Source organism: Pseudomonas caspiana (assembly GCF_040224095.2).
GTDB lineage: Bacteria > Pseudomonadota > Gammaproteobacteria > Pseudomonadales > Pseudomonadaceae > Aquipseudomonas > Aquipseudomonas caspiana.
The window spans coordinates 4366876-4392292 of sequence record NZ_CP167995.1; the positions used below are offsets into that span (position 1 = coordinate 4366876).

Annotated in this window: 26 protein-coding genes and 1 pseudogene; 13 read left to right on the top strand and 14 right to left on the bottom strand. The window is 57.5% G+C overall.

The features are described 5' to 3' along the window. Positions 1–133: 133 nt before the first annotated feature. Positions 134–1411 (bottom strand): aromatic amino acid transport family protein, encoded by a 1278-nt coding sequence (locus ABRP31_RS19695; RefSeq protein ID WP_349970183.1) that lies wholly within the window; start codon positions 1409–1411, stop codon positions 134–136. A 205-nt stretch (positions 1412–1616) separates the two neighbouring features. Here ABRP31_RS19695 and ABRP31_RS19700 point away from each other — a divergent pair, with 205 nt between their 5' ends. Together ABRP31_RS19700 and ABRP31_RS19705 are read left to right on the top strand one after the other, a co-directional pair. After that, positions 1617–2096, top strand: coding sequence for a MarR family winged helix-turn-helix transcriptional regulator (locus ABRP31_RS19700; RefSeq protein WP_349970184.1), 480 nt, complete (start codon positions 1617–1619; stop codon positions 2094–2096). Between the two features lie 70 nt (positions 2097–2166). After that, complete coding sequence (locus ABRP31_RS19705) at positions 2167–3354, top strand: FAD-dependent monooxygenase (RefSeq protein ID WP_349970185.1); 1188 nt, start codon at positions 2167–2169, stop codon at positions 3352–3354. Positions 3355–3477: 123 nt separating this feature from the next. On the opposite strand, the gene ABRP31_RS19710 is transcribed toward ABRP31_RS19705, so the two are convergent. Both ABRP31_RS19710 and ABRP31_RS19715 read right to left on the bottom strand, forming a co-directional pair. Then, complete coding sequence (locus ABRP31_RS19710; RefSeq protein ID WP_372489457.1) at positions 3478–4329, bottom strand: methyl-accepting chemotaxis protein; 852 nt, start codon at positions 4327–4329, stop codon at positions 3478–3480. A gap of 54 nt (positions 4330–4383) precedes the next feature. Continuing rightward, positions 4384–5358 (bottom strand): annotated as a pseudogene (locus ABRP31_RS19715) (cache domain-containing protein); the annotation flags it as partial. A 553-nt stretch (positions 5359–5911) separates the two neighbouring features. Between ABRP31_RS19715 and ABRP31_RS19720 the strand changes: the two are divergent. Beyond that, positions 5912–6811, top strand: a complete 900-nt coding sequence (locus tag ABRP31_RS19720; RefSeq protein ID WP_349970187.1) for a DMT family transporter — start codon at positions 5912–5914, stop codon at positions 6809–6811. Between the two features lie 152 nt (positions 6812–6963). Here the strand turns inward: ABRP31_RS19720 and ABRP31_RS19725 are convergent, their stop codons facing one another. Together ABRP31_RS19725 and cysK are read right to left on the bottom strand one after the other, a co-directional pair. Next, positions 6964–7902 (bottom strand): aspartyl/asparaginyl beta-hydroxylase domain-containing protein, encoded by a 939-nt coding sequence (locus ABRP31_RS19725; RefSeq protein ID WP_087265391.1) that lies wholly within the window; start codon positions 7900–7902, stop codon positions 6964–6966. Between the two features lie 138 nt (positions 7903–8040). Then, positions 8041–9015 (bottom strand): cysteine synthase A, encoded by a 975-nt coding sequence (gene cysK / locus ABRP31_RS19730; RefSeq protein ID WP_087265390.1) that lies wholly within the window; start codon positions 9013–9015, stop codon positions 8041–8043. Positions 9016–9150: 135 nt separating this feature from the next. Here cysK and ABRP31_RS19735 point away from each other — a divergent pair, with 135 nt between their 5' ends. The 3 genes from ABRP31_RS19735 (at position 9151) to ABRP31_RS19745 (ending at position 12393) form a co-directional block, all read left to right on the top strand. Continuing rightward, a complete protein-coding gene (locus ABRP31_RS19735; RefSeq protein WP_349970189.1) occupies positions 9151–10218 on the top strand; it encodes a DUF748 domain-containing protein in 1068 nt (355 codons plus the stop codon). 137 nt (positions 10219–10355) lie between these two features. Further along, positions 10356–11201 (top strand): MoxR family ATPase, encoded by an 846-nt coding sequence (locus tag ABRP31_RS19740; RefSeq protein WP_349970190.1) that lies wholly within the window; start codon positions 10356–10358, stop codon positions 11199–11201. A gap of 13 nt (positions 11202–11214) precedes the next feature. After that, positions 11215–12393 carry a VWA domain-containing protein gene (locus ABRP31_RS19745; protein ID WP_087265387.1) on the top strand — a complete coding sequence of 393 codons (1179 nt, stop codon included), beginning with the start codon at positions 11215–11217 and terminating at the stop codon, positions 12391–12393. Between the two features lie 178 nt (positions 12394–12571). Here the strand turns inward: ABRP31_RS19745 and ABRP31_RS19750 are convergent, their stop codons facing one another. The 6 genes from ABRP31_RS19750 to ABRP31_RS19775 form a co-directional block, all read right to left on the bottom strand. Next, positions 12572–13489, bottom strand: coding sequence for a biotin-dependent carboxyltransferase family protein (locus ABRP31_RS19750; RefSeq protein WP_349970191.1), 918 nt, complete (start codon positions 13487–13489; stop codon positions 12572–12574). Beyond that, entirely contained in the window at positions 13486–14190 is a 705-nt protein-coding gene (locus tag ABRP31_RS19755; RefSeq protein ID WP_087265385.1) for an allophanate hydrolase subunit 1, read from the bottom strand. Before ABRP31_RS19755 ends, ABRP31_RS19750 begins: the two co-directional genes overlap by 4 nt. Further along, a complete protein-coding gene (locus tag ABRP31_RS19760; RefSeq protein ID WP_349970192.1) occupies positions 14187–14939 on the bottom strand; it encodes a 5-oxoprolinase subunit PxpA in 753 nt (250 codons plus the stop codon). Before ABRP31_RS19760 ends, ABRP31_RS19755 begins: the two co-directional genes overlap by 4 nt. 320 nt (positions 14940–15259) lie before the next feature. Next, positions 15260–15784, bottom strand: a complete 525-nt coding sequence (locus tag ABRP31_RS19765; protein WP_087265383.1) for a DUF2937 family protein — start codon at positions 15782–15784, stop codon at positions 15260–15262. Between the two features lie 173 nt (positions 15785–15957). Further along, a complete protein-coding gene (locus ABRP31_RS19770) occupies positions 15958–16731 on the bottom strand; it encodes a class II glutamine amidotransferase (protein ID WP_349970194.1) in 774 nt (257 codons plus the stop codon). 59 nt (positions 16732–16790) lie between these two features. Beyond that, positions 16791–17279 carry an MFS transporter gene (locus ABRP31_RS19775; RefSeq protein WP_087265381.1) on the bottom strand — a complete coding sequence of 163 codons (489 nt, stop codon included), beginning with the start codon at positions 17277–17279 and terminating at the stop codon, positions 16791–16793. A 141-nt stretch (positions 17280–17420) separates the two neighbouring features. Here ABRP31_RS19775 and ABRP31_RS19780 point away from each other — a divergent pair, with 141 nt between their 5' ends. Then, positions 17421–19481 (top strand): S9 family peptidase, encoded by a 2061-nt coding sequence (locus ABRP31_RS19780; protein WP_349970197.1) that lies wholly within the window; start codon positions 17421–17423, stop codon positions 19479–19481. Between the two features lie 109 nt (positions 19482–19590). Further along, positions 19591–20067 carry a cyclic nucleotide-binding domain-containing protein gene (locus ABRP31_RS19785; protein WP_087265379.1) on the top strand — a complete coding sequence of 159 codons (477 nt, stop codon included), beginning with the start codon at positions 19591–19593 and terminating at the stop codon, positions 20065–20067. A gap of 172 nt (positions 20068–20239) precedes the next feature. Here the strand turns inward: ABRP31_RS19785 and ABRP31_RS19790 are convergent, their stop codons facing one another. Beyond that, positions 20240–20524 (bottom strand): hypothetical protein, encoded by a 285-nt coding sequence (locus ABRP31_RS19790; protein ID WP_349970199.1) that lies wholly within the window; start codon positions 20522–20524, stop codon positions 20240–20242. Between the two features lie 92 nt (positions 20525–20616). Here ABRP31_RS19790 and ABRP31_RS19795 point away from each other — a divergent pair, with 92 nt between their 5' ends. The 4 genes from ABRP31_RS19795 to ABRP31_RS19810 all read left to right on the top strand — a co-directional run bounded on the left by ABRP31_RS19795 (position 20617) and on the right by ABRP31_RS19810 (position 22933). Next, positions 20617–21303, top strand: coding sequence for a spermidine synthase (locus ABRP31_RS19795; protein WP_087265377.1), 687 nt, complete (start codon positions 20617–20619; stop codon positions 21301–21303). Positions 21304–21374: 71 nt separating this feature from the next. Then, positions 21375–21749, top strand: a complete 375-nt coding sequence (locus ABRP31_RS19800) for a YajD family HNH nuclease (RefSeq protein ID WP_087265376.1) — start codon at positions 21375–21377, stop codon at positions 21747–21749. Between the two features lie 235 nt (positions 21750–21984). Continuing rightward, the gene (locus ABRP31_RS19805) at positions 21985–22473 is read left to right on the top strand and encodes an RNA methyltransferase (protein ID WP_087265375.1); all 489 of its coding nucleotides are present in this window, start codon (positions 21985–21987) and stop codon (positions 22471–22473) included. An 85-nt stretch (positions 22474–22558) separates the two neighbouring features. Beyond that, positions 22559–22933, top strand: coding sequence for a DUF2892 domain-containing protein (locus ABRP31_RS19810; RefSeq protein ID WP_087265374.1), 375 nt, complete (start codon positions 22559–22561; stop codon positions 22931–22933). Positions 22934–23031: 98 nt separating this feature from the next. Here ABRP31_RS19810 and ABRP31_RS19815 read toward each other — a convergent pair whose 3' ends face one another. Next, positions 23032–23481 carry a YcgN family cysteine cluster protein gene (locus tag ABRP31_RS19815; RefSeq protein ID WP_087265373.1) on the bottom strand — a complete coding sequence of 150 codons (450 nt, stop codon included), beginning with the start codon at positions 23479–23481 and terminating at the stop codon, positions 23032–23034. Positions 23482–23707: 226 nt separating this feature from the next. Here ABRP31_RS19815 and ABRP31_RS19820 point away from each other — a divergent pair, with 226 nt between their 5' ends. Continuing rightward, positions 23708–24301: a nitroreductase family protein gene (locus ABRP31_RS19820; protein ID WP_087265372.1), complete on the top strand. Its 594-nt coding sequence runs from the start codon at positions 23708–23710 to the stop codon at positions 24299–24301. A 176-nt stretch (positions 24302–24477) separates the two neighbouring features. Here the strand turns inward: ABRP31_RS19820 and ABRP31_RS19825 are convergent, their stop codons facing one another. Then, entirely contained in the window at positions 24478–25410 is a 933-nt protein-coding gene (locus ABRP31_RS19825; protein ID WP_087265371.1) for a D-2-hydroxyacid dehydrogenase, read from the bottom strand. Positions 25411–25417: the final 7 nt, after the last annotated feature.

The following is a 25417-nucleotide window of genomic DNA, read 5'->3' on the forward strand; positions in this document are numbered from 1 at the left end:
GTGGGAGCTGAGCTTGCTCGCGATAAGGCTGGACGCGGTTCACTTTAGATCGCGTCCAGCCTTATCGCGAGCAAGCTCAGCTCCCACAGGGGATCGCGTTTCAATTTGAGACTGTGTATTACCTGGTCAAAGATCACTGCATCAATGAATAAACCAGCGCCAGCATCGACACCACACCTACAATCACCACAAACACGTTGGATGCCTTGCCTGCGTACTGACGCATGGCCGGGACTTTGTGGATGGCGTACATCGGCATCAGGAACAGCAACGCGGTAATGATCGGCCCGCCCAGGGTTTCGATCATGCCAAGGATGCTCGGGTTAAGCGTGGCAACGGCCCAGCACACCACCAACATCAGGGCGGCAGTCAGACGGTCGAGGGCTTTGGGTGCTGGACGCAGACCGGTCCTCACCACAATACCTTTCAAACCTTCACTGGCACCGATGTAGTGACCCAGGAACGATTTGGCAATCGCCACGAAGGCAATCAGCGGCGCGACAAACGCGATGGTCGGGTTGCTGAAGTGGTTAGCCAGGTACGACAGGATCGAGATGTTCTGGGTCTTGGCTTCAGCCAGCTGTGCCGGTGACAGGGTCAGCACGCAACTGAATACGAAGAACATCACCATGATCACCATCAAGCCGTGAGCACGCGCAAGGATCTGCGAACTGCGACCTTCAGCCTGAGCGCCATACATGCGCTTCTGATCAACAGCAAACGCAGAAATGATCGGCGAATGGTTGAAGGAAAACACCATCACCGGAATCGCCAGCCAGAAGGTATGCAGGAATGCCGAAGGCTCCGGCAGCGTGGTGGCTGTGCTGAGAATGCCGCCATTCCAGTGCGGAATCAGGAACACCGCCAGGAACAGCAAGGCCACGATGAACGGGTAGACCATCAGGCTCATGGCCTTGACGATGAACCGTTCGCCACAGCGCACCACTGCCAGCAAGCCAAGAATCAGCACAAATGCCAGCAAGGCACGTGGCGGCGGTTGAATGTGCAGTTGGTGCTCAAGGAAGCTGCCGACGGTGTTGGTCAGCGCCACGCTGTAAATCAGCAGAATCGGGAAGATTGCAAAGAAGTACAGCGCGGTGATCAGCGTGCCGGCGCTTTTGCCGAAATGCTCCTCAACGACTTCCGTAATGTCCGCACCGTCACGACCGGAGAGCACGAAGCGGGTCAGACCGCGGTGCGCATAGTAGGTCATCGGAAACGCCAGCAACGCCAGGGCCAGCAACGGCCAGAAGCCGCCAATACCTGCGTTGATGGGCAAGAACAACGTACCTGCGCCGATGGCGGTGCCGAACAACCCGAGCATCCAGGTGGTGTCATGACGACTCCACGCCGCAATCGGTGTAGCGGCTGCATCGAAACGCTGTTCGACGCTATTGGCCTGATCATTCATCCGGTCGAATCTCCGTGCCGGTTAATACAACATGGCAGGGACGCGTCAGAAAAACTGGGCAGTTTCGCGTCCCCTCAGAAAAGAGGGGCGCGATTGTCCGGGATTACGCCAGAAAATCAAAGGTTTGTCGGACGAGGAGAGCCTGATCAGGCGTGGATCAGGCTGACCGGGCGACGCCGTTGATGCGAATCCCCAGCGACAGGTAGTGGAACCTTTCAAAATCCGACAAAATGTTCCGATGAAGAATGATAAAGACATCCACCCGGAAGCCGCCGTCGCTCCGGGCTATCTCGCCAATCACGCGGAACGCGTGTTCAACCGCGCGACTGACGCCGCCTTGCGGCAACACGGTATCTCGTTGACTCTACTCGGCCCTTTATTGTGGCTTGCCTGGCGCGGTCCCATGCTTCAGCGCGACCTTGTGAAAGCGTCTGCCGTCAAACAGCCCGCAATGGTTGCGACTCTGGACAAGCTCGAAGCTGCAGGCCTCATCCAGCGTTCCGTTGTTGCCACAAACAAGCGTGCTGCAAATGTGAGCATCACAGCGCAAGGTCAGGAAGTAGCAGCATTGGGAAAACAGGTTTTGCTCGACACCAATGCACGTGGGCTGGAAGGCTTCAGTTCAGAAGAGGCTACGGTTTTCGTGGCGCTGCTCCAACGCTTCATCGGCAATCTGGAGGAGTAGCGTTTAATATCACGCATGATGTTTATTTATATCACGCGTGATATAAAGTGCGGATTACAGGAGAATCCGCATGTCCAGAAGAATCCTCATCAGTGGGGCAAGTGTTGCAGGCAACACCACAGCCTGGTGGCTTTCCCGCCATGGTTTTGATGTGACCGTCATTGAAAAAGCTTCTCTGTTTCGTGATGGCGGCCAGAACGTCGACGTGCGTGGCGCTGGTCGTCAGGTCTTGCAAAAGATGGGGCTGGAGCAAGCAGCTCTCGACCTGACCACCGGCGAGGCAGGCACAGACTGGGTAGACCAGCATGACAACACCATCGCGCGGTTTGCAGTCGAGGACATGGGTGACGGGCCGACAGCCGAGCTGGAAATAATGCGCGGCGACATCGCCAGGATGATTTACGAACCAGCGAGTCAGCGGGCAACTTATCGCTTCAACGAGACCATCAAGGCGCTGGAACAGGATGCATCAGGTGTCACCGTTCACTTCCAGAACGGCCCAAGCGATCGCTACGATCTCGTAATCGTTGCAGAAGGGGTCGGGTCACCCACCCGCGAAATGATTTTCCCGGGTGAGAACAAGCCGAAGTGGATGGATATAACAATCGCCTACTTCGCAATCCCGAAGACGTCCGAGGATGGAGTGTTTGCCCGTCAATACAATACGGTTGGCGGCATTGGTGCAACGCTAAAGCCCGGCCGGGAAAACACTGTCCATGTCTACATGGGGATGCAGAAGAAGCCCGAAGGTGAAAACCAATGGGGCGCCGAGCGCCAGAAGCAGTTCCTGCAGGAAAGATTCGCGAATGCAGGATGGCACTTCCCGCGCATTCTCGACGGTATGTTCAAGACAGATGATTTCTATTTTGATGTGCTTCGACAGGTCAGGATGGACCGATGGTCTGAGGGTCGCATTGTCCTTACTGGCGATGCTGCCTGGTGCGCGACTCCTTTGTCCGGGATCGGCACTACACTCGCGATTGTCGGGGGATACGTACTGGCAGGCGAGTTGTCGAGAACAGAGGATCTTCCATCCGCTATGGCGGCGTACGAGCGGGTCATGCGGCCATTCGTGAAAGAAGGCCAAGGCGTTCCGAAGATTGTTCCACGTATGCTCTGGCCTCACACCCGTGCAGGGCTGAGGTTACTCAGGGGCGCAATGCGCACTGCAGCCAGGCCGATGATACGAAAAACCTTCGCCAATCTATTCCTTCGTGATTCGCAGAAGGTGGAGCTTCCGGATTACGAGTCAAACTGAGCGGTTGACAGAACACGCAGTACGTCGAGCGCTCACTGACATGAATCGTGCTTTCAATTGCGGTAAAAAAAGGCCAGGAGCTGCAATGCTCGCTGGCCTTCGCTGATATCACCGATAGACCGGTCAGATCTTGAAGCTTGCCACCAGTTGCTTCAAACGCCCTGCCTGCTGCGACAGCGCGGCGCAGTCGGACAGGGTTTCGTTAAGGTTGGCGACGCCCTGCTGGTTGAGCATGTTGATCTGGCTGATGTCGACGTTGAGTGTTTCCACCACGGCGGTCTGCTCTTCGGTGGCAGCCGCCACTGACTGGTTCATGCCATCGATCTCACTGATGCGCTGGGTGACGCTGGTCAGTCGGGTGCCCGCCTGGTTGGCGACGTCAACACTGTCGCGGCTGCTGGCCTGACTCTGGTTCATGTTCTCGACCGCATCATGAGAACCCTGCTGCAACTCGCCGATCATCTTGTGCACCTGATCGGCAGACTCTTGAGTCCGGTGCGCCAGATTACGCACTTCATCAGCGACTACCGCAAAACCACGACCGGCTTCACCCGCGCGCGCAGCTTCAATTGCGGCGTTGAGCGCCAACAGGTTGGTCTGCTGAGAAATGCCTTTGATGACGTCGAGAATCTGCCCGATGTTTTCAGTGCTGGTGTTCAGGGTTTCAATCTGCGTGCAGGAATCACTGATCTTGGAGGATAGACTGGTCATGGCCTGGATGGTTTTTTCTACCACTGCGCGACTGTCTTCCGCCTGCTCGCGAGCCTGACTGGCCTGAGTGGAAGCGTCCGACGCGTTGCGGGCGATCTCCTGTGTGGCAGCGCCCAGCTCGTTGATCGCGGCGGCCACGCTGTTGGTACGTGCGCTTTGCTCGTCAAAACCCAGAATCGAGGAGTTGGACGATTGTTCCACGCGTTGCGACAGGTCATGAACCAGCAGTGTCGCCGAGGAGACCTCGATGATGGACGCATGCACGCGCTCGACGAACTGGTTGAAAGAACCACCCAGCTCGGCAAACTCATCCTTGCCCTGAATGCTCAAGCGGCGGGTCAAGTCGCCCTCGCCCCGGGCAATGTCCTGCATGGCGCGGCCCATCGCAGTCAATGGACGCATCAGCGCGCTGATCAGCAGACTCAGCAACAACGCAATCACCAGCACCGCGACAACCATGGCGATGAGCGCCGAAGTACGGAATTCGCTCAATGGTGCATAGGCTTTATCCCGGTCAATTGACAGACCGATGTACCAATCGGCACCCGGCAGGCCACTGATCGGTGTGAACGACAGCAAGCGTTGCTGGCCATTGAGGGTGACCTCACGCAATTTCTTGTCGAGCGTCAGGGTTTGGCCTGGATAGATGTCCTTGAGGTTTTTCATCACCTGGTCTTTGTCCGGGCTAACGATGACCTGACCGTCACCGCTGACCAGAAAGGCATGCCCAAGGCCACCGAACTCTACCGAGTTAACGATTTTGACCAGGGTTTCCAGGCTCAAATCGCCGCCCGCCACGCCCGCTACCTTGCCGTCAATTTTGATCGGACTGGCAACAGTCACCACCAACCCACCCACCGAGGCCAGATAAGGTGCGCTGATGATGGTTTTGTCGGCCGTCACCGTGGAGGTGTACCAAGGGCGTTTACGCGGGTCGTAACCAGCCGGCATTTCAGCGTCAGGCCGTTGCGTGAAAACGCCATCAGCATCACCGATGTAGGTGAACTGAAACGTCGACGTCAGCGACGGTTGGCCGACAAGGCCACCCAGATCACTTTTAGTGCCCTGCCGCGCGACGTTCTGCCCGAGGTTTTCCAGAACCAGAATGCGTCCGCTCAACCAGCTCTGAATGCCGGTCGCTGTCAGCTCACCGGCCTGGGTCACTGAGTTTTCAAGGTTTTTGGTGATGGTATTGCGCTGCAGATAATCGTTATACAAAGTGAACAGGGCAAACGCCAATACCACGATGATCGAGGCCGCCAGCAGAATTTTATGACGAAACTTCAAAGTCATTACGACACTTCCTCTCAATCACAGACCGGTCTTTTGGGGTGCGATAGTTTTTAATAAAATCCAGCAACAGAATCGGATCCAAAAACAGATAACTGTCACTCTCTTTTCATGACGAATGGGTTACGACTGATAGGGCTCCATTCGATATGCAGCAGCGTTGCGTGTTGTTTCATATCGCCCCATACGCGCTGAAGCCCTTGAACCACGGGGCATCGAGAAGCAACAGCCAATAGATTGGCGTTAAAACAAAGTCACTAGACAGCGGTATTAGCTGATGGACTGTCTATAGCCGCTGTTTCGGCAGGCTTTAAAAAAAGTTAAATATCAAACAGGGATAATTCACTGTTGCACTGAATGTAAACGACGAACGTCATGCGTAAACAAGAAAACCCGAACTGCTGCTGAGATATCAACAGTCGTACGATGAGCTGATAAAGACGTTTGAATAAAAAGTCGTCGCGTAGTCCGCATACGAAACAACACCCTCACAAATCATTGCAAGATATTGCATCTCCCGGTAAAACTGCCGCCCTTCTGCCAAGAAGGACCTTTCATGAAACCTGCCGATATCGTCAACCTGTTGGTGCTCGCCGCCATCTGGGGTGCAAGCTTTCTGTTTATGCGCATCATTGCGCCGGTGCTCGGCAGCGTGCCGACGGCATTCTTCCGCGTATCCATTGCCGCCGCTGGCCTGCTGGTCATTTTCCTGCTGATGCGCGTGCGCCTGGATTTTCGCGGCAAGCTCAAGACCTGCATGTTACTGGGGGTGATCAACTCGGGGCTGCCGGCAACGCTTTACTCGATCGCCGCGCAAACGCTGCCTGCCGGTTACTCATCAATATTCAATGCAACGACACCACTGATGGGCGTGCTGGTGGGCGGCCTGTTCTTCAGCGAGAAACTCTCGGCCGTGAAGATCATCGGCGTGTTTCTGGGACTGGTCGGGGTCGGCATTCTGACTCGCGCAGGCCCTGTGGAATTCAATCTGGAACTGCTGATGGGTGCCCTCGCCTGCTTGCTGGCAACGACTTGCTATGCATTTGCCGGGTTTCTGACTCGTCGCTGGCTGGACCAGCAGGGCGGCCTGGACAGTCGCCTTTCAGCGCTGGGCAGCATGCTCGGCGCAACCTTGTTGCTGTTGCCGTTTTTCGGCTATCGAGTCCTGACCGACCCGCCTGCCAGCTGGGGCGGGGTCAGTGTCTGGGTATCGTTACTGGGACTGGGCCTTGTGTGCACGGCGTTCGCCTACATTCTGTATTTCCGCCTGATGACCAGCATCGGGCCGCTCAGCTCCATGACGGTGACCTTCATGATCCCGCCGTTTGGCGTGTTATGGGGAGCGTTACTTCTGGATGAGCCGCTGTCGATGGCGCACATCTATGGTGGCTTGCTGATTGCAGCGTCGCTGTGGCTGGTACTGCGGCCTGCCGCTGTGGTGAAAGAGAGAAGCTGACACTTATCTCGTAGGAGATTGCAATTCCCCTGTGGGAGCGGTGCTTGCCCGCGATAAGGCTGGACGCGATCTGAAGTGAACCGCGTCCAGCCTTTTCGCGGGCAAGCACCGCTCCCACAGGGATTTATGTCGCTAGCAATCCTTTGTCACACTCACCCAAACAACCAATATCCCAACAGCGCCAGAACCACCACCGCCAGCACCGGGCGCAGCACTCGATAGGCCTTGGGGTTGCTGCGTTTGAATTGCTTGACCTTGCCGCTGAAGGTATCGCTGAAACGCTTGCTCCAGGCATAGGCCTGGTTGATCCCGCCCACGCGTTCGTCGTCAGTGTTCTGAGGCGCAGTGGCACGGCCCAGGAACGCGCTGACCCAACGGTTGATGCGGGTCATGACGCGAGTTCGCAACGGCCGCTCAATGTCACAGAACAGAATCACGCGAGTGACGTCAGTCTCGTTCTTGACCCAATGCACATAGGTTTCGTCGAACATGACGTCTTCACCATCGCGCCAGGCATATACCTGACCATCGACGTAGATCCGGCAATCGTCAGAGTTGGGCGTCGACAGCCCCAGGTGATAGCGAAGTGAACCGGCAAACGGGTCGCGATGCGGGTTGAGGTGGCTGTCCCCCGGCAACAGGGCGAACATTGCGCCTTTGACATTGGGAATCGAGTTGACCAGCGCCACGGTCTTTGGGCACAGCGCTTCTGCGGATGGCAGAGCTTTGTCGTACCACTTCAGGTAAAAACGCTTCCAGCCTTTCTTGAAGAACGAGCCGAAGCCGGCATCGTTATTTTTCTCGGCAGCGCGAATGTAGCCTTCATCGAAAAGATGCATGGCTTCTTCGCGAATGGTCTGCCAGTTATTCTTGAGCACATCCAGCTCGGGGAACGCACTGCGGTCCAGATACGGCTTGGACGGTACGCGGGAAAACAGGTACATCAGGGCGTTATAAGGAGCGAACAACGCCGAATGATTGACGAACTGACGCAACAGCGGCAACCGCGCCTTGCCACGCAAATGCACATACAGCGTGCTGCACACGAAGAGCATCAGAATCGACACCTTGGCGGCCAATGAAAACGTCATCTAACTCTCCTTGCTTACCGCTGTACATCTTGTCGTGGTGATTGTGCGTGAAGGCGAACCATCATCTGGATGGTTCGCCAGCCGCGCATCATAAACCCTCGCCGACCTGACAAGAAGCAGCGGAGCGCAAACCAGACCTTACTGCTGCAGCTCCTGGTCGGTAAACAGGTCACTGAAGAGCATGCTCGACAGGTAGCGCTCACCCGAATCCGGCAGAATCACGACGATGGTCTTGCCCTGCATTTCCGGGGTTTCGGCCATGCGTACCGCGGCCGCCATGGCGGCACCACACGAGATACCGCACAGGATGCCCTCTTCCTGCATCAGGCGCAGAGCCATGGCTTTGGCTTCATCGTCACTGACCAGTTCCACCCGGTCGACAAGCGACAGGTCAAGGTTCTTCGGAATGAAGCCAGCGCCGATGCCCTGAATCTTGTGCGGGCTTGGCTTGATCTCTTCCCCCGCCAATGCCTGAGTAATGATCGGCGAAACCAGAGGCTCCACGGCAACAGACAGAATCGGTTTACCTGCGGTGTTTTTGATGTAGCGGGAAACCCCGGTGATTGTGCCGCCGGTGCCAACACCCGCGACCAGCACATCAACAGCGCCGTCGGTGTCGTTCCAGATTTCCGGGCCAGTGGTTTTTTCATGAATCGCCGGGTTCGCCGGGTTCTCGAACTGGGCTGGCATGAAGAATTTTTCAGGATCGCTGGCCAGCAGCTCTTCGGCTTTCTCGATAGCGCCTTTCATGCCTTTGGCTGGCTCGGTCAGGACCAGTTCGGCACCCAATGCCTTGAGGACTTTACGACGCTCGATGCTCATGGATGCCGGCATGGTCAGCATTAGCTTGTAGCCCCGGGCTGCAGCGACAAATGCGAGGCCGATACCGGTGTTGCCGGAGGTTGGCTCGACAATGGTCATGCCGGGCTTGAGTTTGCCCTTGCTTTCAGCGTCCCAGATCATATTGGCGCCGATCCGGCATTTCACCGAGTAGCCCGGATTACGGCCCTCGATCTTGGCCAGAATCGTGACCCCACGGGGTGCGATGCGGTTGATTTGCACCAGTGGAGTGTTACCGATGGAGTGGGCGTTGTCAGCGTAGATACGGCTCATGGTGGTGTCCTTGTGCACGTTCAGCAGTGGTCGGAAAAATCAAAGCCTATGCCTCATGACCTGCATGCGTCCAGTCACAGCGAACGGATGACAGCGCAGAGAGTCAACAACTCATCGCAACCTGAGACCCACGCCATGAAACGTCGTTATAGCTGGCCACTCTGGACCCTGGCCGGGATAGTCGTGCTGTTGATTGCAGTGCATATCGCCCTGCCCTACATGGTCCGCAACTACCTCAATGACAAGCTCGCCGACATGGGCGATTACCGCGGTCAGGTCATGGATGTCGATCTGGCATTGTGGCGCGGCGCTTACAGAATCAACGGGCTGAACATCGTCAAGGTGGACGGCAAGGTGCCTGTACCCTTCGTCAAAGTCCCGGTCATCGATCTGGCCGTGAGCTGGAAACATCTCTGGTACGACCATGCGGTGGTCGCCGAGATGATATTCGCTCAGCCGGAGATCAACTTTGTCGACGGCGGCAACAACAAGCAGGCGTCACAGACAGGTCAGGGCACCGATTGGCAAGAACAAATCAACAAGCTGCTGCCGATTACGCTTAACGAAGTCCGGATCAATGATGGCAAGATCACCTTCAACAATTTCAGCACGACGCCGAAAGTGAAGATCGAGGCCGACGCGCTCAACGCCAGTCTCTACAACCTGACGAATGTCGAGGACGTGAAGGGCAATCGGGATGCCCGCTTCGAAGGCAAGGCGCTGCTCGAAGGTCACGCCAAAATGGAAGCGTCCGCGACCTTCGATCCGTTCACCAACTTCGAGGATTTTGACTTACGCCTGCGTGCCACCGGCATCCAGCTCAAGCGCCTGAACGACTTTGCATCCGCCTATGGCAACTTCGACTTCAATGCCGGGCAAGGTGATCTTGTGATTGAGGCTCAGGCGAATAAAGGCCAGCTGAGTGGTTACATCAAACCGCTGCTGCGCGATGTTGAAGTTTTCAACTGGAAGCAGGATGTCGAAAACCAGAATAAAGGCTTTTTCCGCTCTATCTGGGAGGCTGTCGTCGGCGGCGGTGAAACCGTGCTCAAGAACCAGAGCGAAAACCAGTTTGCTACTCGGGTTGAGCTGAGCGGAAGCGTACACAAACAGAATGTCAGCGCGTTTCAGGCGTTTTTGCAGATCCTGAGGAATGCCTTTGTGCAGGCGTTCAACGCGCGGTATGACAACAGCAAGGGATGACGCCCGCAGGACCGGCTTGAGCCGGTCCTTGGGGACGCGCACCGACCCCGCCATTCAATCAATGAATATCTGGTCCACATTCACAGTCGCCAAGGCCTCGCGCTATAGTCCGCGCATTGTTTACCGAGGATTTACCGATGAAGTTTGAAGGCACCCGCGCTTATGTCGCCACCGACGATCTCAAGCTGGCGGTCAACGCGGCCATTACCCTGGAGCGCCCATTGCTGGTCAAGGGCGAACCCGGTACCGGTAAGACCATGCTCGCCGAACAGCTGGCAGAATCCTTCAGCGCCAAATTGATCACCTGGCACATCAAGTCCACGACCAAGGCCCATCAAGGCCTCTACGAATACGATGCGGTCAGCCGCCTGCGGGATTCGCAACTGGGCGTGGACAAAGTCCACGACGTGCGTAACTACCTGAAGAAAGGCAAGCTTTGGGAAGCTTTCGAGGCCGAGGAGCGAGTCATTCTGCTGATCGATGAAATCGACAAGGCCGACATCGAATTCCCCAACGACCTGCTGCAAGAACTCGACAAGATGGAGTTCTACGTTTACGAGATCGACGAGACCATCAAGGCCAAGGTCCGACCGATCATCATCATTACCTCCAACAATGAAAAAGAGCTGCCGGACGCCTTCCTGCGCCGCTGCTTCTTCCACTACATCGCCTTCCCGGATCGCGCGACACTGCAGCAGATTGTCGACGTGCATTACCCGGATATAAAGAAGGACTTGGTCAGCGAAGCGCTGGACGTGTTCTTCGACGTGCGCAAAGTGCCAGGCCTGAAGAAAAAGCCCTCTACGTCGGAACTGGTGGACTGGCTGAAGCTGCTGATGGCCGACAACATCGGTGAGGCTGTGCTGCGCGAGCGTGATCCGACCAAGGCCATACCGCCGCTGGCCGGGGCACTGGTCAAAAATGAACAGGACGTACAACTGCTTGAGCGTCTGGCGTTCATGAGCCGTCGCGGCAACCGCTGATTCCGGAGAGACCATGCTCCTTAATCTGTTCAATGAAATGCGCGCCGCCAAGGTCCCGGTCTCGGTACGCGAACTGCTGGACCTGATCAACGCGCTGAAACAGCGGGTCACTTTCGCCGACATGGACGAGTTCTATTTCCTTGCCAGGACGATTCTGGTCAAGGACGAGCGGCATTTCGACAAGTTTGACCGAGCGTTCAGCGCCTATTTCAATGGTCTGGAGAAACTCGACGATCATCTCAAGGCGCTGATCCCCGAAGACTGGCTGCGCAAGGAGTTCGAGCGCTCACTGACGGATGAAGAACGCGCGCAAATCCAGTCACTGGGCGGACTCGACAAGCTGATCGAAGAATTCAAGAAACGCCTGGAAGAGCAAAAGGAACGCCATGCCGGTGGCAACAAATGGATCGGCACCGGTGGCACCAGTCCGTTTGGCTCAGGCGGCTATAACCCGGAAGGCATTCGGGTCGGCGACGCTGGCGAGCGTAAAGGCAAAGCGGTCAAGGTCTGGGATCAGCGGGAATACAAGAACCTGGATGATCAAGTGGAACTCGGCACACGCAATATCAAGGTCGCCCTGCGTCGCCTGCGCAAATTCGCCCGTCAGGGTGCGGCGGAAGAACTGGACATCGACGGCACCATCGACCACACCGCTCGCGATGCTGGCCTGCTGAATATCCAGATGCGCCCGGAACGGCGCAACACCATCAAGCTGTTGCTGCTGTTCGACATCGGCGGCTCGATGGACGCCCACGTCAAAGTCTGCGAGGAACTGTTCTCGGCCTGCAAAACCGAGTTCAAGCATCTGGAGTACTTCTACTTCCACAACTTCATCTATGAGTCTGTTTGGAAGAACAATATGCGCCGCGGCTCGGAACGTTTCTCGACACAGGACTTGCTGCATAAATACGGCGCGGACTACAAAGTGATCTTCATCGGTGATGCCTCTATGGCGCCCTATGAAATCACCCAGGCAGGCGGCAGCGTTGAACACTGGAATGAAGAGCCTGGCTATTTGTGGATGCAGCGTTTTACCGCCAAGTTCAAGAAACTCATCTGGATAAACCCCTACCCCAAAGACGCCTGGGCTTATACAACGTCAACCAACATCGTGCGGGATTTGATCGAGGATCAGATGTACCCGCTGACACTGCGCGGGCTGGAAGAAGGGATGCGGTATCTGGCGAAGTAGCGTGTTGACGCCGGTCCCACGTCAAAATCACCTTGCGGCCCGCGAAGCAAATATCGACCCTGTAGTAGCTCGCCGAGGTTACGAGGCCAGCGATGGCGGTGTGTCAGGCAAACCGCTATCGCTGGCCTCGTAACCTCGGTGAGCTCCTACAGGATTGGGTTCAATCCAGACAAAGGACCTACCCAAATTTGCGCAAATACGCCACATGCTGCTCATGCGCGGTGGTCTGCACAATCGGTTTGAGCCTTACGGCGCTGCCGGGCAACCGTTGCGCCAGGCGCGCCAGCGACAGCGGTGTCAGGGCACCGAGCCGTGGGTAGCCGCCGATGGTTTGCCGATCGTTAAGCAACACGATGGGCTGACCATCCGGTGGTACTTGCACCGCACCCAGCGGAATGCCTTCAGAAATCATCGGAGCGCCTTGATACACCAGCGGCGTGCCAAGCAAGCGGATACCCATGCGGTCTGCGCGACTGTCCAGCGTCCAGTCGCTGTTGAACACGTCAAACAGGCTTTGACCGCTGAACTCGCTGGCTTGCGCACCGAGCACGATTTCCAGCGGCGCATTGTCGTTGAAGTCAGGGATTTGCTGTGGTGTCAGTGCACCCAGTAAAAACGCGGTACCCGAGTAACTCAGCCGATCGCCCTTCTCCAGCGCTTTACCCAGACCATCCAGCCCGCCCAGCTCCTCACGACCAACGCTGGAGCAACTACCCAGCACCTTGGGTGCATCAAACCCGCCCGGTGCCGCCAGATAAGCACGCGCCCCCAGGTGCGGCTGGGTAAACCGTAGACGCTGGCCTTTGCTCATGAAGAAACTGCGCCATGGCGAAACGGGGCGATCATCGAGCATGGCACCCAGATCGGCACCGGCCAGCGCCAGACAGCAATCCTCTTCGGCCAACACAGTCAGGCCACCCAGGGTCACTTCGATAACGGCTGCATCCAGAGGGTTGTCCAGCAACCGATTGGCCCAGGACATCGACACCCAATCCAGCGCCCCGCCCTGAGTGACGCCCAGGTGACGAACGCCAAAGCGGCCAGCATCCTGCAACAGACACAACGGGGTACTGCTTTCGACCAATAGCGCGCTCATGGCTGTACCTCCAGCGGCGTGTCATCGCCACCCAGGCGTACGAATTCGGCGCGATCAATGGCTGAAAAGCTGACCGTGTCACCGGGTTGCATCAGGCTGTAGCCGTCTCGCTGACGATCAAACAATTTGCTGCACGTGCGGCCGATCAGGTTCCAGCCACCGGGGGACACCACCGGGTAGGCGGCAGTCTGCCGCTCGGCGATCCCGACACTGCCCGCAGCAACGCGCTTGCGCGGTGTGTTCAAACGAGGCGCAGCAAGGACTTCCTCGACCAGCCCCATGAACGCAAAACCCGGCGCGAACCCGAGCGCAAACACCTGATACTGGCGTTCGCTGTGACGACGGATGACCTCGCTGATTTCAAGGCCGCTGCGTCTGGACAACAAGCTCAGTTCAGGACCGACACTCAGGTCATACCAGACGGGCAATACATGGTGCTGACCGGTCACCGACGAGTCCGGTGCCAGGTCGTGTAGCGCAAGATGGATCAACTCACGAGCCTGGGACGGATTAAGGCCCGACAAATCGTACTGCACCATCAAAGTCGTGTATGAAGGCACCAGCTCTACCAGATGCCCGGCAAACTGCTCACGCAACCGCGCGGTAGCAGCCAGCATCCATGGCATGTTGGCTTCGTCGATAGCATCGAAAAGACGCACCATCAGACAGTCGATTGCGACCACTTCAATACGCAACTTCATACGCCTGGCAGCTCGTCCAGAGACTGACGAATACGCTGCACTGCGGCAACCGAACTGGCGTTGTCGCCGTGTACGCACAAGGTATTGGGCTTGAGAGGAAGCTCGCTGCCATCACTGGCAATCAAAGCCTCGCCACGTGCAAAGGTCATGGCCTGGGCCACAATGACTTCAGCATCATGGTGCACGGCGTTGGGTAGCCTACGGGACATCAGGCTGCCGTCAGGCTCGTAACCGCGGTCAGCAAAAGCTTCGAACCACAACTCGACACCGAACTCGTCGGCCAGCGCCTGGGCACGACTGTTGTCTCGCATGGCCAGCAGCATCAAGGGTAACTGCGCGTCATAGCGAGCAATGCCCTCGATGACAGCACGCAGTTGGGCGGGATTGGCCATCATGTCGTTGTACATCGCGCCATGGGGTTTGACGTAGCGCACGCGGCCGCCTTGAGCACGACACACGCCATCCAGCGCACCGATCTGGTAATGCAGGAGGTCCTGAATTTCTTCAGGGCTGCACGCCATGGAGCGGCGGCCAAAGCCTACAAGGTCCGGATAGGCCGGATGTGCGCCGATCATCACCTCATTGGCCAGCGCCAGGCTAACCGTCTTGCGCATCACACTGGGATCACCGGCGTGGAAGCCACAGGCGACGTTGGCACAATCAATGAACGGCATGACCTGGGCATCAAGGCCCATGGTCCAGGCACCGAAGCTTTCGCCGATGTCGCAATTGAGTAGCAGGCGGCCCATGAGGGTATCTCCTGTGCTTTATCGTTTTTGGACAACAGGCTCAGTCTAGCGCGCCAGCTAACAGCGATGGCAGCGTTGCGACTGGCCTGTCAGGCATGGCTTATTCTTGGATCAGGCCGGACGTGGCGTCCAACTAATAAAAGCGCGGGAGATGGATAAGAAAAACTGATTGAGCATCGGACCCAGCATTGAACTTGCATCAGTAGGAGCGAATTCACTCGCGAAGAGGCATGTACATTCAATACATCTTCTGCGCCTGAACCACCGTATTCGCTCCCGCTGGTGATTGTGCCGTTCCCGGAGCATGAGACATGTCGCTATCAGCGCCAGTCCCGCTCCAGCCGCGGCTTGCGACGACCGCCGTTGACGACCCAGTTGATCATCAGGAAGAAGCTCTCGATCAAAAACGCCAGCAACAATGCGCTGATGATGCCCCAGGCAATGACATCGGGCGCCAGCAGCACCTGCCAGGTGTAGCCGTTCCAGGTTTCGCTGCGGATATCGGCATCAGCGGCCACGGCGACATGGATCGCTCGGGAATACCAAGGGCCTTGCATCGCCAGCCATTCACGCTGCAGGACCTGAGTACGGGTCAACAAGGTGTTGATGGTGTCGGCGTCAGCCCGAAAGACCGGGTCTTCGCTGTTGCGATAGTGCTGAATCAGTGCCTGCACATCACCTTTGAAGAACTGCTGCGCGGTCGCGTTATAGCCTCGAACGCTCTGCTGCGCCTCAAGCAGATGCGCTTCGACCCGTTTTCCATAGTCGCTGATGAAACCCGGTATCTGAACCCCGAACAGCAAGCCCGCCGTGAACAAGACTAATCGCAGATAACTTCGCAGCATTTAGATCCCTCTCAAATCAGGCACATCTATCGGATTTGGAATGCATCGCCCTTTGTGGGAGCCGGACTTGCCCGCGATGAGGCTGGATACGATTTATTTAGATCGCAGTGACCTTATCGTCCGGATGCGGCCCAGACCAAACCAGCTCCCACACAAAACAGAGTCCCCAAAAATCAGGTATTACCGCTTGCCACACACTCCCCGCGCCGCCACAACGCCCACTGACCAGGCTCGTAGCGGTTCCAGTTTTCGTTCTCGGTCAACGGCTCGGTAGCAATCACCGTCACAACATCATTGGGTGTGGTTTCGGCCTGAAAGTCGACGATGACGTCGACATCTTTCAAGCGTGCCGGGCCAAAGGGAGCGCGACGGGTGATATGTGCCAGTTTGGTACTGCAAAAGCAAAACAGCCAGTCGCCATCACTGAGCAGGCAGTTGAATACACCCTTGCTGCGATAGTGGCTGCACGCCTCGACCAATGACGGCAGCAGTTCTTCGACTTCTACCGGCTCAGGGAACGCTTCGCGCACGCGGTTCAGCAAATCGCAGAATGCCGCTTCGCTGTCGGTGTCACCCACCGGGCGATAGAACGTCGCCAAGGGATCGAAATCCGCCAATTGACCGTTATGGGCAAAACACCAGTTACGACCCCAGAGTTCTCGCACAAACGGATGGGTATTGGACAGACACACGCGACCGACATTGGCCTGACGGATATGGCCGATCACCACTTCACTCTTGATGGGATAGCGTTGCACCAGCTGGGCGATTTCCGACTCGCTGCTGGCGGCGGGGTCCTGAAACAGACGCAAGCCACGTCCTTCGTAAAAGCCGATACCCCAGCCGTCACGATGCGGGCCGGTGCGCCCGCCCCGCTGTATCAGGCCGGTGAAACTGAAAACGATGTCAGTCGGGACATTGGCGCTCATGCCCAGTAGTTCACACATGCTCGGGTTCTCGATTGCAAACGTTCAGCAGCATGGCGACACAAGCGCCAAGGGAAGCATTAAAGGCGAGGTTCAACCCGCGAACGGCTGCTGGTATTGACCGTGGGGGCCGCTGGTTTGCGCGCATAGCGATCAGTGCCGGAGAACGGCTCATCTTCGTCTTCGGCGTCAGTCGCGGTTTCAGGCTGGACCGGTTTTTCCGGATGGCGGGCTTTCCAGCTTTTTTCCAGCGGCCAGCGAATCAGCGCGAACAGCACATAAACCACCAGGGCGATCATGCCGTACATGGCCAGATCTGACAGCGCGTTCCAGACGTTACTGCCCACCTTGAACAACAGGTCCAGAGCGGTAATGGCGACGGCAGGCGCATAAATTTCTTTGGTGGCGTCGATCATGGTCGGCGTAAACAGCAGCACCGCAACGATGACCACCAGCGGCTCGCGCAGGTAACGCCACATCCAGCGGGTCGCCAGAAACCAAACCAGCAGACAGCCCAACGCGGCAAATGCGTAGAGCCCCCAGGCGATCGTATAGTCGTTCTCGGTCATGACATCCGTGGTAAGGCAGGTAAAGAGGCGCTTATGATAACGGCTTTTCACCAACCCGGCTTGTCCGGGTTGAGTATTAGTCCGGCGCAGCGGTTTTGATTTCAGCCGCTTGCGCCAGGCGCCTCCACGAGAGAGCCCTGCATGACCTTATCGAATTCAGCAGCAAACGCACCCGTCGCCCGTAAAGCCGAGGGTGCAGATCCCTACGCCTGGCTGCAAAACCGCGACACTGAGGAAGTGCTCGACTACCTCAAGGCGGAAAACGCCTGGCAACAGACCCAGCTGGCGGATCAGGAAGAACTGCGCGAGACGCTGTTTCAGGAAATCAAAGGCCGCATTCTGGAAACCGACCTGTCGCTGCCCTCGCCTTGGGGGCCGTATCTGTACTACACCCGCACCACCGAGGGCGACGAGTACGCACGGCATTATCGTTGCCCGCGTCCGGCGGACGACTCGTTGAGCATCGACGAAAGCCAGGAAGAAGTCTTGCTCGACCCCAATGTACTGGCGGGGGGCGGCTTCTTTTCCCTTGGTGCGTTCAGCATCAGCCCGGACCACCAGCGTCTGGCCTACAGCCTGGACACCACCGGCGAAGAGGTCTACCAGCTTTACGTCAAAGAACTGAGCAGCGGTCAGGTCAGCAGCCTGCCGTTTGAAGACTGCGACGGCAGCATGACGTGGGCCAACGACAGTCAGACGCTGTTTTTCGGCGAGCTGGACGACACCCATCGGCCGCACAAACTGTATCGTCATCGCCTGGGTGATGACACAGCCGATCTGGTATTCAGTGAGCCTGACGGGCGTTTTTTCCTGCATTGCTATCGCAGCAGTTCGGAAAAACAGCTGATTCTCGGGCTCGACAGCAAAACCACCAGCGAAGCCTGGGTGCTGGATGCCGATCAGCCCCAACACGCATTCGTGTGCATGGCACCACGGGTTGAAGGCCATGAGTACTCCATCGACCACGGTCAGGTGGACGGCGTGTGGAGCTGGCTGATTCGCAGCAATCAGGACGGCATCAACTTTGCGCTGTATCAGGCTCAGCAAAAAGCCACTGGCGTGCCGACCCGCAATGACTGGCAGGTGCTGGTCCCGCACAGCGACACGGTGATGCTTGAAGGCCTGAGCCTCAACGCCAAGGGCCTGACCCTCAGCTTGCGCGAAGGAGGCTTGCCGATCATCGAAGTGCGCCCGCAAGGCCTGCCGGCCTATCGTGTGCAATTGCCGGACGCCGCGTACAGCCTGTACGTGCAGGACACGCTGGAATTCAACAGCGATAAAATCCGCCTGCGCTATCAATCATTGAATCGCCCGGCCCAGGTGCGGCAACTGACGCTGGCCAGCGGCGAGCAATCAGTCCTCAAGGAAACCCCCGTGCTCGGCACGTTCGATGCCGACGCCTACGTCAGCCAGCGTTTGTGGGCCACCGCCAAGGACGGTACGCAAGTGCCGATCAGCCTGGTGGTCAAACGCGAACTGGCCGATCAGCCAACACCGCTTTACCTGTATGGCTATGGTGCTTACGGCGAAAGCCTCGACCCATGGTTTTCCCATGCCCGACTTAGCTTGCTGGATCGAGGCGTGGCGTTTGCCATCGCCCACGTACGCGGCGGCGGCGAGCTGGGTGAAGCCTGGTATCGCAACGGCAAGCAGGAACACAAGCAAAACACCTTTGACGACTTCATCAGTTGTGCTGAGCATTTGATCGCGGAGAAGCGCACCAGCGCCGAACAACTGGTGATCAGTGGCGGCAGCGCTGGTGGCCTGCTGATTGGCGCAGTCGTCAACAAGCGTCCCGAGCTGTTCAAGGCCGCGATTGCCGAAGTGCCCTTCGTCGACGTGCTCAACACCATGCTCGATCCCGACCTGCCGCTGACCGTCACCGAGTACGACGAGTGGGGCAACCCGCAGGAGCCGGAGGTCTATGAGCGAATCAAAGCCTATGCGCCGTATGAAAACGTCAGCGCCCAGCATTACCCGGCCATGCTGGTGATCGCGGGCTACAACGACAGCCGGGTGCAGTATTGGGAAGCGGCCAAGTGGGTGGCCAAACTGCGGGCGCACAAGACTGACGATCACCTGCTGCTGCTCAAGACCGAACTGGGCGCGGGCCACGGCGGCATGAGCGGTCGCTATCAAGGATTGCGTGACGTAGCGCTCGAATACGGCTTTATCTTCAAGGTATTGCAGCTCAACCAATGAACTCGCTTTGAAATCCATGTCTTAGTAGCTGCGGGGTCGGATGTGGTAGCGTCCGGCCCTTTCTCAAAAACCGTCAATACCGTCGATTGGCCAAAAACAAGACTCAACCATGGCAGAACAACCATCACACCTGAATAACGAAATTCGCGACATGCTGATGGACTGTGGGCTGTTCGACCCACTGCTGCCTGCTGATTTCCAGACCGCTGCGGGCTACTTCAACATGGCCTCGATTGGCAAAGGCGAAGCGATTTTCAGCGAAGGCGATCCAGGCTCATTCATGAGCATCATCCATTTGGGCACCGTTTCGGTACAGAAGCTGAACCCGGAAGGCCAGACGGTGGAAATCGCCGTTTTACGTCGTGGCCGGGCATTTGGCGAAATGGCGGTACTGGATGGCGAACGCCGCTCGGCCAGTTGTATTGCAGCAACTGATTGCCAGTTGCTGAATCTGGGCCGGGACGCGCTGGAGAAAATGCTCGACGAAGCGCCGAGGGTTGCAGCGAAGATAATCCGTGCGCTGGCCACATCTCTATCCAAACGCTTGCGTATGGTTGATGGCCAGTTGCTTGCGCAGCAGGTTTAGCGGCTTTTATTGAAAAGACCGCAATGTCTGGATTTAACGGTCCCAGAGCACTCTGTTGGAGCAAGCCTTGCCCGCGAAGAACGATAACGCGGTGTTCTGACCCACCGCGTCGCCTGGTTCGCGGGCAAGCCTCGCTCCAACAGGTCCTTCATCAGCACGGTACCCGCGGGGTTTATTTAGGTCGAGGCGGCATCGGCGTCGGGGCATTCTGGTCCTGCCCTGGCACCGGTTGTCCCTTGGGTGGTTGTGGCAATTCAACTTTGGGCAGCAATGGCCCATTACCCTGTGTACCGTTTATGAGCGCTGGCCCCGGTGGAACCACTTGGGGATACGGCGTCGGTGTAGCGGTGCCCGGCGAACCCGATGCAGGGATCGATGCTGCTGACTGATTATCTGCCTGCCCGACATTTACCCAGAGCGCAGACAGGAAAATCGCCGGTAGAATAGCGCGCTTCATCAATGGCCTCCGGTGCCAAACAATTGTTGTGCGTTCAGCCTACTCCTGGACGACAACATATGGTCAAAAATCTCTCTCTGAATGAGTCCTCAATGAAACGTTTCGTGCTACTCGACACCACCGCCATTCCCGACAACGGCGGGGCTTTGTGCCTGTTCGAATACGGCGAAGACTTCGTGATCAAGATTCAGGGCGGCGATGGCGGCCAGTTGATGAACACCCGCATGCACGGCTCTGAAGACGCCTTGGCGGAGATCCCTTGCAAGAAAGTCGCCTCCCGGGCGCAACCTCGGGTTTTGATCGGCGGCCTTGGCATGGGCTTCACCCTGGCCTCGGCGCTCAAGCATCTGGGCAAAAATGGCGAAGTGGTTGTCGCTGAACTGGTACCCGGTGTGGTCGAGTGGAATCGCGGCCCACTGGGCGAGAAGTCTGGTAATCCGCTGCTGGACCCACGCGCCAGCGTGATCGTGCAAGACGTCGCTCAAGTTCTGAAAAGCGAGCCTCATGGCTTCGATGCGATCATGCTCGACGTGGACAACGGCCCCGAAGGCCTGACTCAGAAATCCAACAGCTGGTTGTATTCTTCCGGTGGACTGGCAGCCTGTGCGCAAGCCCTGCGCCCCAAAGGCATTCTGGCGGTGTGGTCAGCCAGTGCTGATCAGAAGTTTTCCGACAAGCTGCGCAAGGCCGGTTTCAAGGCTGAAGAAGTGCAAGTCTTCGCCCACGGCAACAAAGGCACGCGGCACACCATCTGGATCGCCGAAAAACTCAAAGGCTGAACCCGTCGCGACGCGCTAGACTTGGCGCATTCACTATTGTTCCACCGACCGAATCCGATACAGGTGATCCCATGAGCACGGCCAACCCACCCTCCCACACCGCCAAGCTGGATCGCATCCTGGCCGACGCCCAGCGCGACCGCGAGATGGGTTATCGCGACAAGGCGCTGCGCATGTACCCGCACGTTTGCGGTCGCTGCGCCCGTGAATTCGCCGGCAAGCGCCTGAGCGAACTGACCGTGCACCACCGCGACCACAACCACGACAACAATCCTCAGGACGGCTCCAACTGGGAATTGCTCTGCCTGTACTGCCACGACAACGAACACTCGCGCTATACCGACCAGCAATACTTCTCCGAAAGCTCCACCAGCAGCCCGAAAGCTGCCAAGGCGACGCACAACCCGTTCGCGGCGTTGGCAGGGTTGATGAAGAAAGACGAGTGACCGCGCGCGGTCCTGCTGCAAATACAAAAACCTGTGGGAGCGGTGCTTGGTCTGGGCGGCATTCCGACGATAAACGATAATGCGGTCGGCCTGCGAACTGCGACACATGCATCGCGGGCAAGCACCGCTCCCACAGGATCGCGTTTCAAATTCAGATCTCAGCGTCAGAAGGCCGCGCCACAAGAAACGCCTAAAGCCCGTATACTCGCCCGCTTTTCCCAGCGAGCACCTCTCCGTGGCAAACAAACGCTATGCCTGCATCGGCCTGTTCAATCCCAAGTCTCCGGAAAACGTCGGTTCCGTGATGCGTGCGGCGGGTTGTTACGGGGTGGCTTCGGTGTTCTACACCGGTAAACGCTATGAGCGCGCCCGGGACTTCGTCACCGACACCAAGAAGATCCATCAGGACATCCCGCTGATTGGCATCGAAGACCTGAAAAGTATCTTGCCACTAGGCTGCATTCCGGTTGCGGTCGAACTGGTAGACGGTGCCCGCGCCCTGCCCGAATACACTCACCCGGATCGTGCGCTGTACATCTTCGGCCCCGAAGACGGGTCACTGGACAAAGAGATTCGCGACTGGTGTGAAGACGTCGTCTACATCCCGACGCAGGGCTGCATGAACCTGGCCGCGACCGTCAACGTCGTGCTCTACGATCGTATGGCGAAGGGCGTGAACACCCGCTCGGGTCCGCAATTCGGTCGGGAACAGGCTGATTCGTAACAGCTGGGTGAAATGGATTGAACAGTTTCGGAAGGCAACAGTCAGTTCTTACTGAACCGAAATCATCCCATCATGGAGCAAGATCATGAGCGATACCCCGATCGTAGAACGCATTGACGACGCCATCGAAGGCAGACCACAGCAGAACGTTCAAGGCTGGGAGCGTGTTGGCTCGCTGGCAGGCGGCGTATTGATGATGGGCAAGGGCCTGCGTCGAGGCGGTTTCTTCGGCCTGATTCAACTGGCCATTGGCGGCGCAGTTCTGGCGCGCGGCATCACAGGCCACTGCTCGGCGAAAAGCCTGGTCGAGAAAAGCCGCAGCGATCTGGACATCGCCAAATCGCGCATCAAACGTGCCGGTGATGAGCTGAGCCTGCTGAAGACCAAGGCTGAAGTCGCTACTGAAGATGCGCTGACCGAAGGTCTGGAAGCGCTGACCAAGCCTAAAAACGGGCTGTAAGAACACATTGCACCGGTAGGAGCGAACTTGTTCGCGAGAAGCAGTGACTGATACACCGCCTCGCCAACAAGTTGCCTTCTACCGATGCGCGCAATAATTCACCCCGCCCGAAAAATCAGGTAATCCTCCCAATCATCCTCAGGCACGCTGTTCTCGCTGACCATACGGCCAGACTGGGAAATGCGTTCTTTATGTACCGCCTCCCGATCACCGCACACCAGATGATGCCAAAGCGGCAAGTCTTTGCCTTCGCTGACCAGACGATAACCACAAGTCGGTGGCAGCCATTTGAATTCGTCAGCCTGACCCGGCGTGAGCTGGATGCAGTCCGGTACCGAGGCACGGCGATTCGGATAATCGGTGCACTGACAGGTTTTCAGATCCAATAGTTTGCAGGCGATGCGCGTGTAATAGACGCTGTTGTCGTCCTCGTCCTCAAGCTTTTGCAGGCAGCACAGGCCACAGCCATCACACAGCGACTCCCACTCAGCATTGTCCAGTTGGGCGAGGGTCTTGCGGATCCAGAAAGGTTCGACTTTAGCGGCCATGGGTTCGGGCTATCAGCATCAGGTAGGAAAAAGGCGGCCAGTCTAGTGCGACAAGCCCTGTGGGCCAAGTGTGGTCGACTGTCGGTACGCAATACTTGTCATCGGACGGACGGCGCAGTAGCTTTAGTCCGCTGATTTACCAACATCCGCTGTAAGACATCCGCGATGCTTGCCGTCAACGGCCCACCGCTTGAGCGTTCTTCCATCCTTGCCTTTCAGGATTCTCATGAGCACAAACCCTCGCATCGCCGATCACCCTATCGATCCACAATTCACCGAACGCTGGTCGCCACGCGCTTTTAGCGGCGAGAGCATCCCTGAAGAAACCCTGCTGAGCTTCTTCGAAGCCGCTCGCTGGGCGCCTTCGGCTTATAACTCGCAGCCTTGGCGTTTTCTGTATGCGCGTCGCGATACCCCAAACTGGGAGCGCTATCTGGGCCTGCTGAACGAGTTCAACCGCAACTGGGCACAGCACGCCTCGGCGCTCGTGATCGTGATCTCCAAGACCACCTTCACCGCTCCCGGCGCCACCGAAGAAAGCCCGGCGCTGTGGCACACCTTCGACACCGGTTCCGCCTGGGGCTACCTGGCCCTGCAAGCAAGCCTGAGCGGCTGGCACACTCACGGCATGGCCGGTTTCGATCAGGAGCTGACCCGCAAAGAGTTGAATATTCCGGAAGGTTACGCGCTGCACGCAGCGGTCGCGATCGGCAAACTGGGCGACAAGTCGACCTTGCCTGAATACTTGCAAGGCCGCGAAGTGCCAAGCCCGCGTCAGACCGTGGCGCAGTTGGCGGCTGAGGGTGATTTCAGCCTGTAACCGCGGGCGAATGCCCGATAAGAGCCAACTTTTTGGCTCTTATCGAACAACACGCAAAACCAGTGAATTGAAATGTATTTTCTGTAGGAGCTGCCGAAGGCTGCGAAGCGTTCATCCAGACATAACGTGATCGCAGCCTTCGGCAGCTCCTACAGGTCTATTGGCAAGCGACCGTTTCAATAACCCCGCGAGAAATCCACTTCCCCGCGCAGTTGCTCACCTGCCTCGTAGGCCTTGAGATTCTCAAGAAACAGCCCGACCATCGCCACTGGCGAGGTTGGCGCCGAGCTATGCCCTGTCAGCAACAGGCCCCAGGCGGTCCAGAACGGATGGCGCTGCGGCAATGGCTCCTGTCGGCAAACATCGATGACCGCGCCCGCCAGATGCCCTTCCTTGAGCGCTTCCACCAGATCGGCATCGACTACCGCCACACCACGCCCGACGTTCATGAACAAACCCGTAGGCTTGAATTTGGCGAATAGCTTCGCATTGAACAGATCGTGAGTTTGCGGCGTATTCGGCAGCAGGTTGATGACGTAATCCACCTCCCCCACCAGCCGATCCAGATCTTCCATGGCACCGACTTCAACGAACGGCGCCTGAGTACGGGCGCTCGATGCGATGCCATAAACCTGCACACCAAACGGCACCAGAAACTGCGCTACGCTCAGACCGATATCACCTGCGCCAACGATCAGTGCCTTGCGACCTGCGAGGCTGTGGCCAGTGCGGTTGTCCCATTTACGCTCGACCTGGCTGACCAGACGCGCCAGCACTTCGCGCTCGTGCCCCAGCATGTACGTCAGGACAAACTCGGCCATCACCTGGCCAAAGATGCCCACGGCACGGGTCAAACGGTAATCTCGGGTAAGGCCTTCGACCAGCAGCGGCGTAATGCCCGCCCAGGTCGATTGCATCCATGCGGGTTTGTGTCCCTGACGCAGCAGGTTAGCCAACAGGTCCGGCTGGCCAAGCCATACCGGGCAGTCAGTGGCAAACCTGGACAGCTCGGCGGAGTCGCCCGTGCTGAGGATTTCCAGTTCCGGCGCAGCCTTGCGCAGCAGTTGGGTATAGACAGGGTAATCGTGTTCAGCGATCAGAACGCGCATGGTTTCA

Excerpts from the sequence above, each read along its gene's own strand:
- ABRP31_RS19755 (WP_087265385.1), bottom strand. The coding sequence starts at position 14,190 with ATGAAGTTGCGTATTGAAGTGGTCGCAATCGACTGTCTGATGGTGCGT.
- ABRP31_RS19790 (WP_349970199.1), bottom strand. The coding sequence starts at position 20,524 with ATGAAGCGCGCTATTCTACCGGCGATTTTCCTGTCTGCGCTCTGGGTA.
- ABRP31_RS19770 (WP_349970194.1), bottom strand. The coding sequence starts at position 16,731 with ATGTGTGAACTACTGGGCATGAGCGCCAATGTCCCGACTGACATCGTT.
- ABRP31_RS19825 (WP_087265371.1), bottom strand. The coding sequence starts at position 25,410 with ATGCGCGTTCTGATCGCTGAACACGATTACCCTGTCTATACCCAACTG.
- ABRP31_RS19720 (WP_349970187.1), top strand. The coding sequence starts at position 5,912 with ATGAAACCTGCCGATATCGTCAACCTGTTGGTGCTCGCCGCCATCTGG.
- ABRP31_RS19740 (WP_349970190.1), top strand. The coding sequence starts at position 10,356 with ATGAAGTTTGAAGGCACCCGCGCTTATGTCGCCACCGACGATCTCAAG.
- ABRP31_RS19745 (WP_087265387.1), top strand. The coding sequence starts at position 11,215 with ATGCTCCTTAATCTGTTCAATGAAATGCGCGCCGCCAAGGTCCCGGTC.
- ABRP31_RS19775 (WP_087265381.1), bottom strand. The coding sequence starts at position 17,279 with ATGACCGAGAACGACTATACGATCGCCTGGGGGCTCTACGCATTTGCC.
- ABRP31_RS19800 (WP_087265376.1), top strand. The coding sequence starts at position 21,375 with ATGAGCACGGCCAACCCACCCTCCCACACCGCCAAGCTGGATCGCATC.
- ABRP31_RS19820 (WP_087265372.1), top strand. The coding sequence starts at position 23,708 with ATGAGCACAAACCCTCGCATCGCCGATCACCCTATCGATCCACAATTC.
- ABRP31_RS19785 (WP_087265379.1), top strand. The coding sequence starts at position 19,591 with ATGGCAGAACAACCATCACACCTGAATAACGAAATTCGCGACATGCTG.
- ABRP31_RS19765 (WP_087265383.1), bottom strand. The coding sequence starts at position 15,784 with ATGCTGCGAAGTTATCTGCGATTAGTCTTGTTCACGGCGGGCTTGCTG.
- ABRP31_RS19725 (WP_087265391.1), bottom strand. The coding sequence starts at position 7,902 with ATGACGTTTTCATTGGCCGCCAAGGTGTCGATTCTGATGCTCTTCGTG.
- ABRP31_RS19705 (WP_349970185.1), top strand. The coding sequence starts at position 2,167 with ATGTCCAGAAGAATCCTCATCAGTGGGGCAAGTGTTGCAGGCAACACC.
- ABRP31_RS19780 (WP_349970197.1), top strand. The coding sequence starts at position 17,421 with ATGACCTTATCGAATTCAGCAGCAAACGCACCCGTCGCCCGTAAAGCC.
- cysK (WP_087265390.1), bottom strand. The coding sequence starts at position 9,015 with ATGAGCCGTATCTACGCTGACAACGCCCACTCCATCGGTAACACTCCA.
- ABRP31_RS19815 (WP_087265373.1), bottom strand. The coding sequence starts at position 23,481 with ATGGCCGCTAAAGTCGAACCTTTCTGGATCCGCAAGACCCTCGCCCAA.
- ABRP31_RS19695 (WP_349970183.1), bottom strand. The coding sequence starts at position 1,411 with ATGAATGATCAGGCCAATAGCGTCGAACAGCGTTTCGATGCAGCCGCT.
- ABRP31_RS19750 (WP_349970191.1), bottom strand. The coding sequence starts at position 13,489 with ATGAGCGCGCTATTGGTCGAAAGCAGTACCCCGTTGTGTCTGTTGCAG.
- ABRP31_RS19810 (WP_087265374.1), top strand. The coding sequence starts at position 22,559 with ATGAGCGATACCCCGATCGTAGAACGCATTGACGACGCCATCGAAGGC.
- ABRP31_RS19760 (WP_349970192.1), bottom strand. The coding sequence starts at position 14,939 with ATGGGCCGCCTGCTACTCAATTGCGACATCGGCGAAAGCTTCGGTGCC.
- ABRP31_RS19795 (WP_087265377.1), top strand. The coding sequence starts at position 20,617 with ATGAAACGTTTCGTGCTACTCGACACCACCGCCATTCCCGACAACGGC.
- ABRP31_RS19735 (WP_349970189.1), top strand. The coding sequence starts at position 9,151 with ATGAAACGTCGTTATAGCTGGCCACTCTGGACCCTGGCCGGGATAGTC.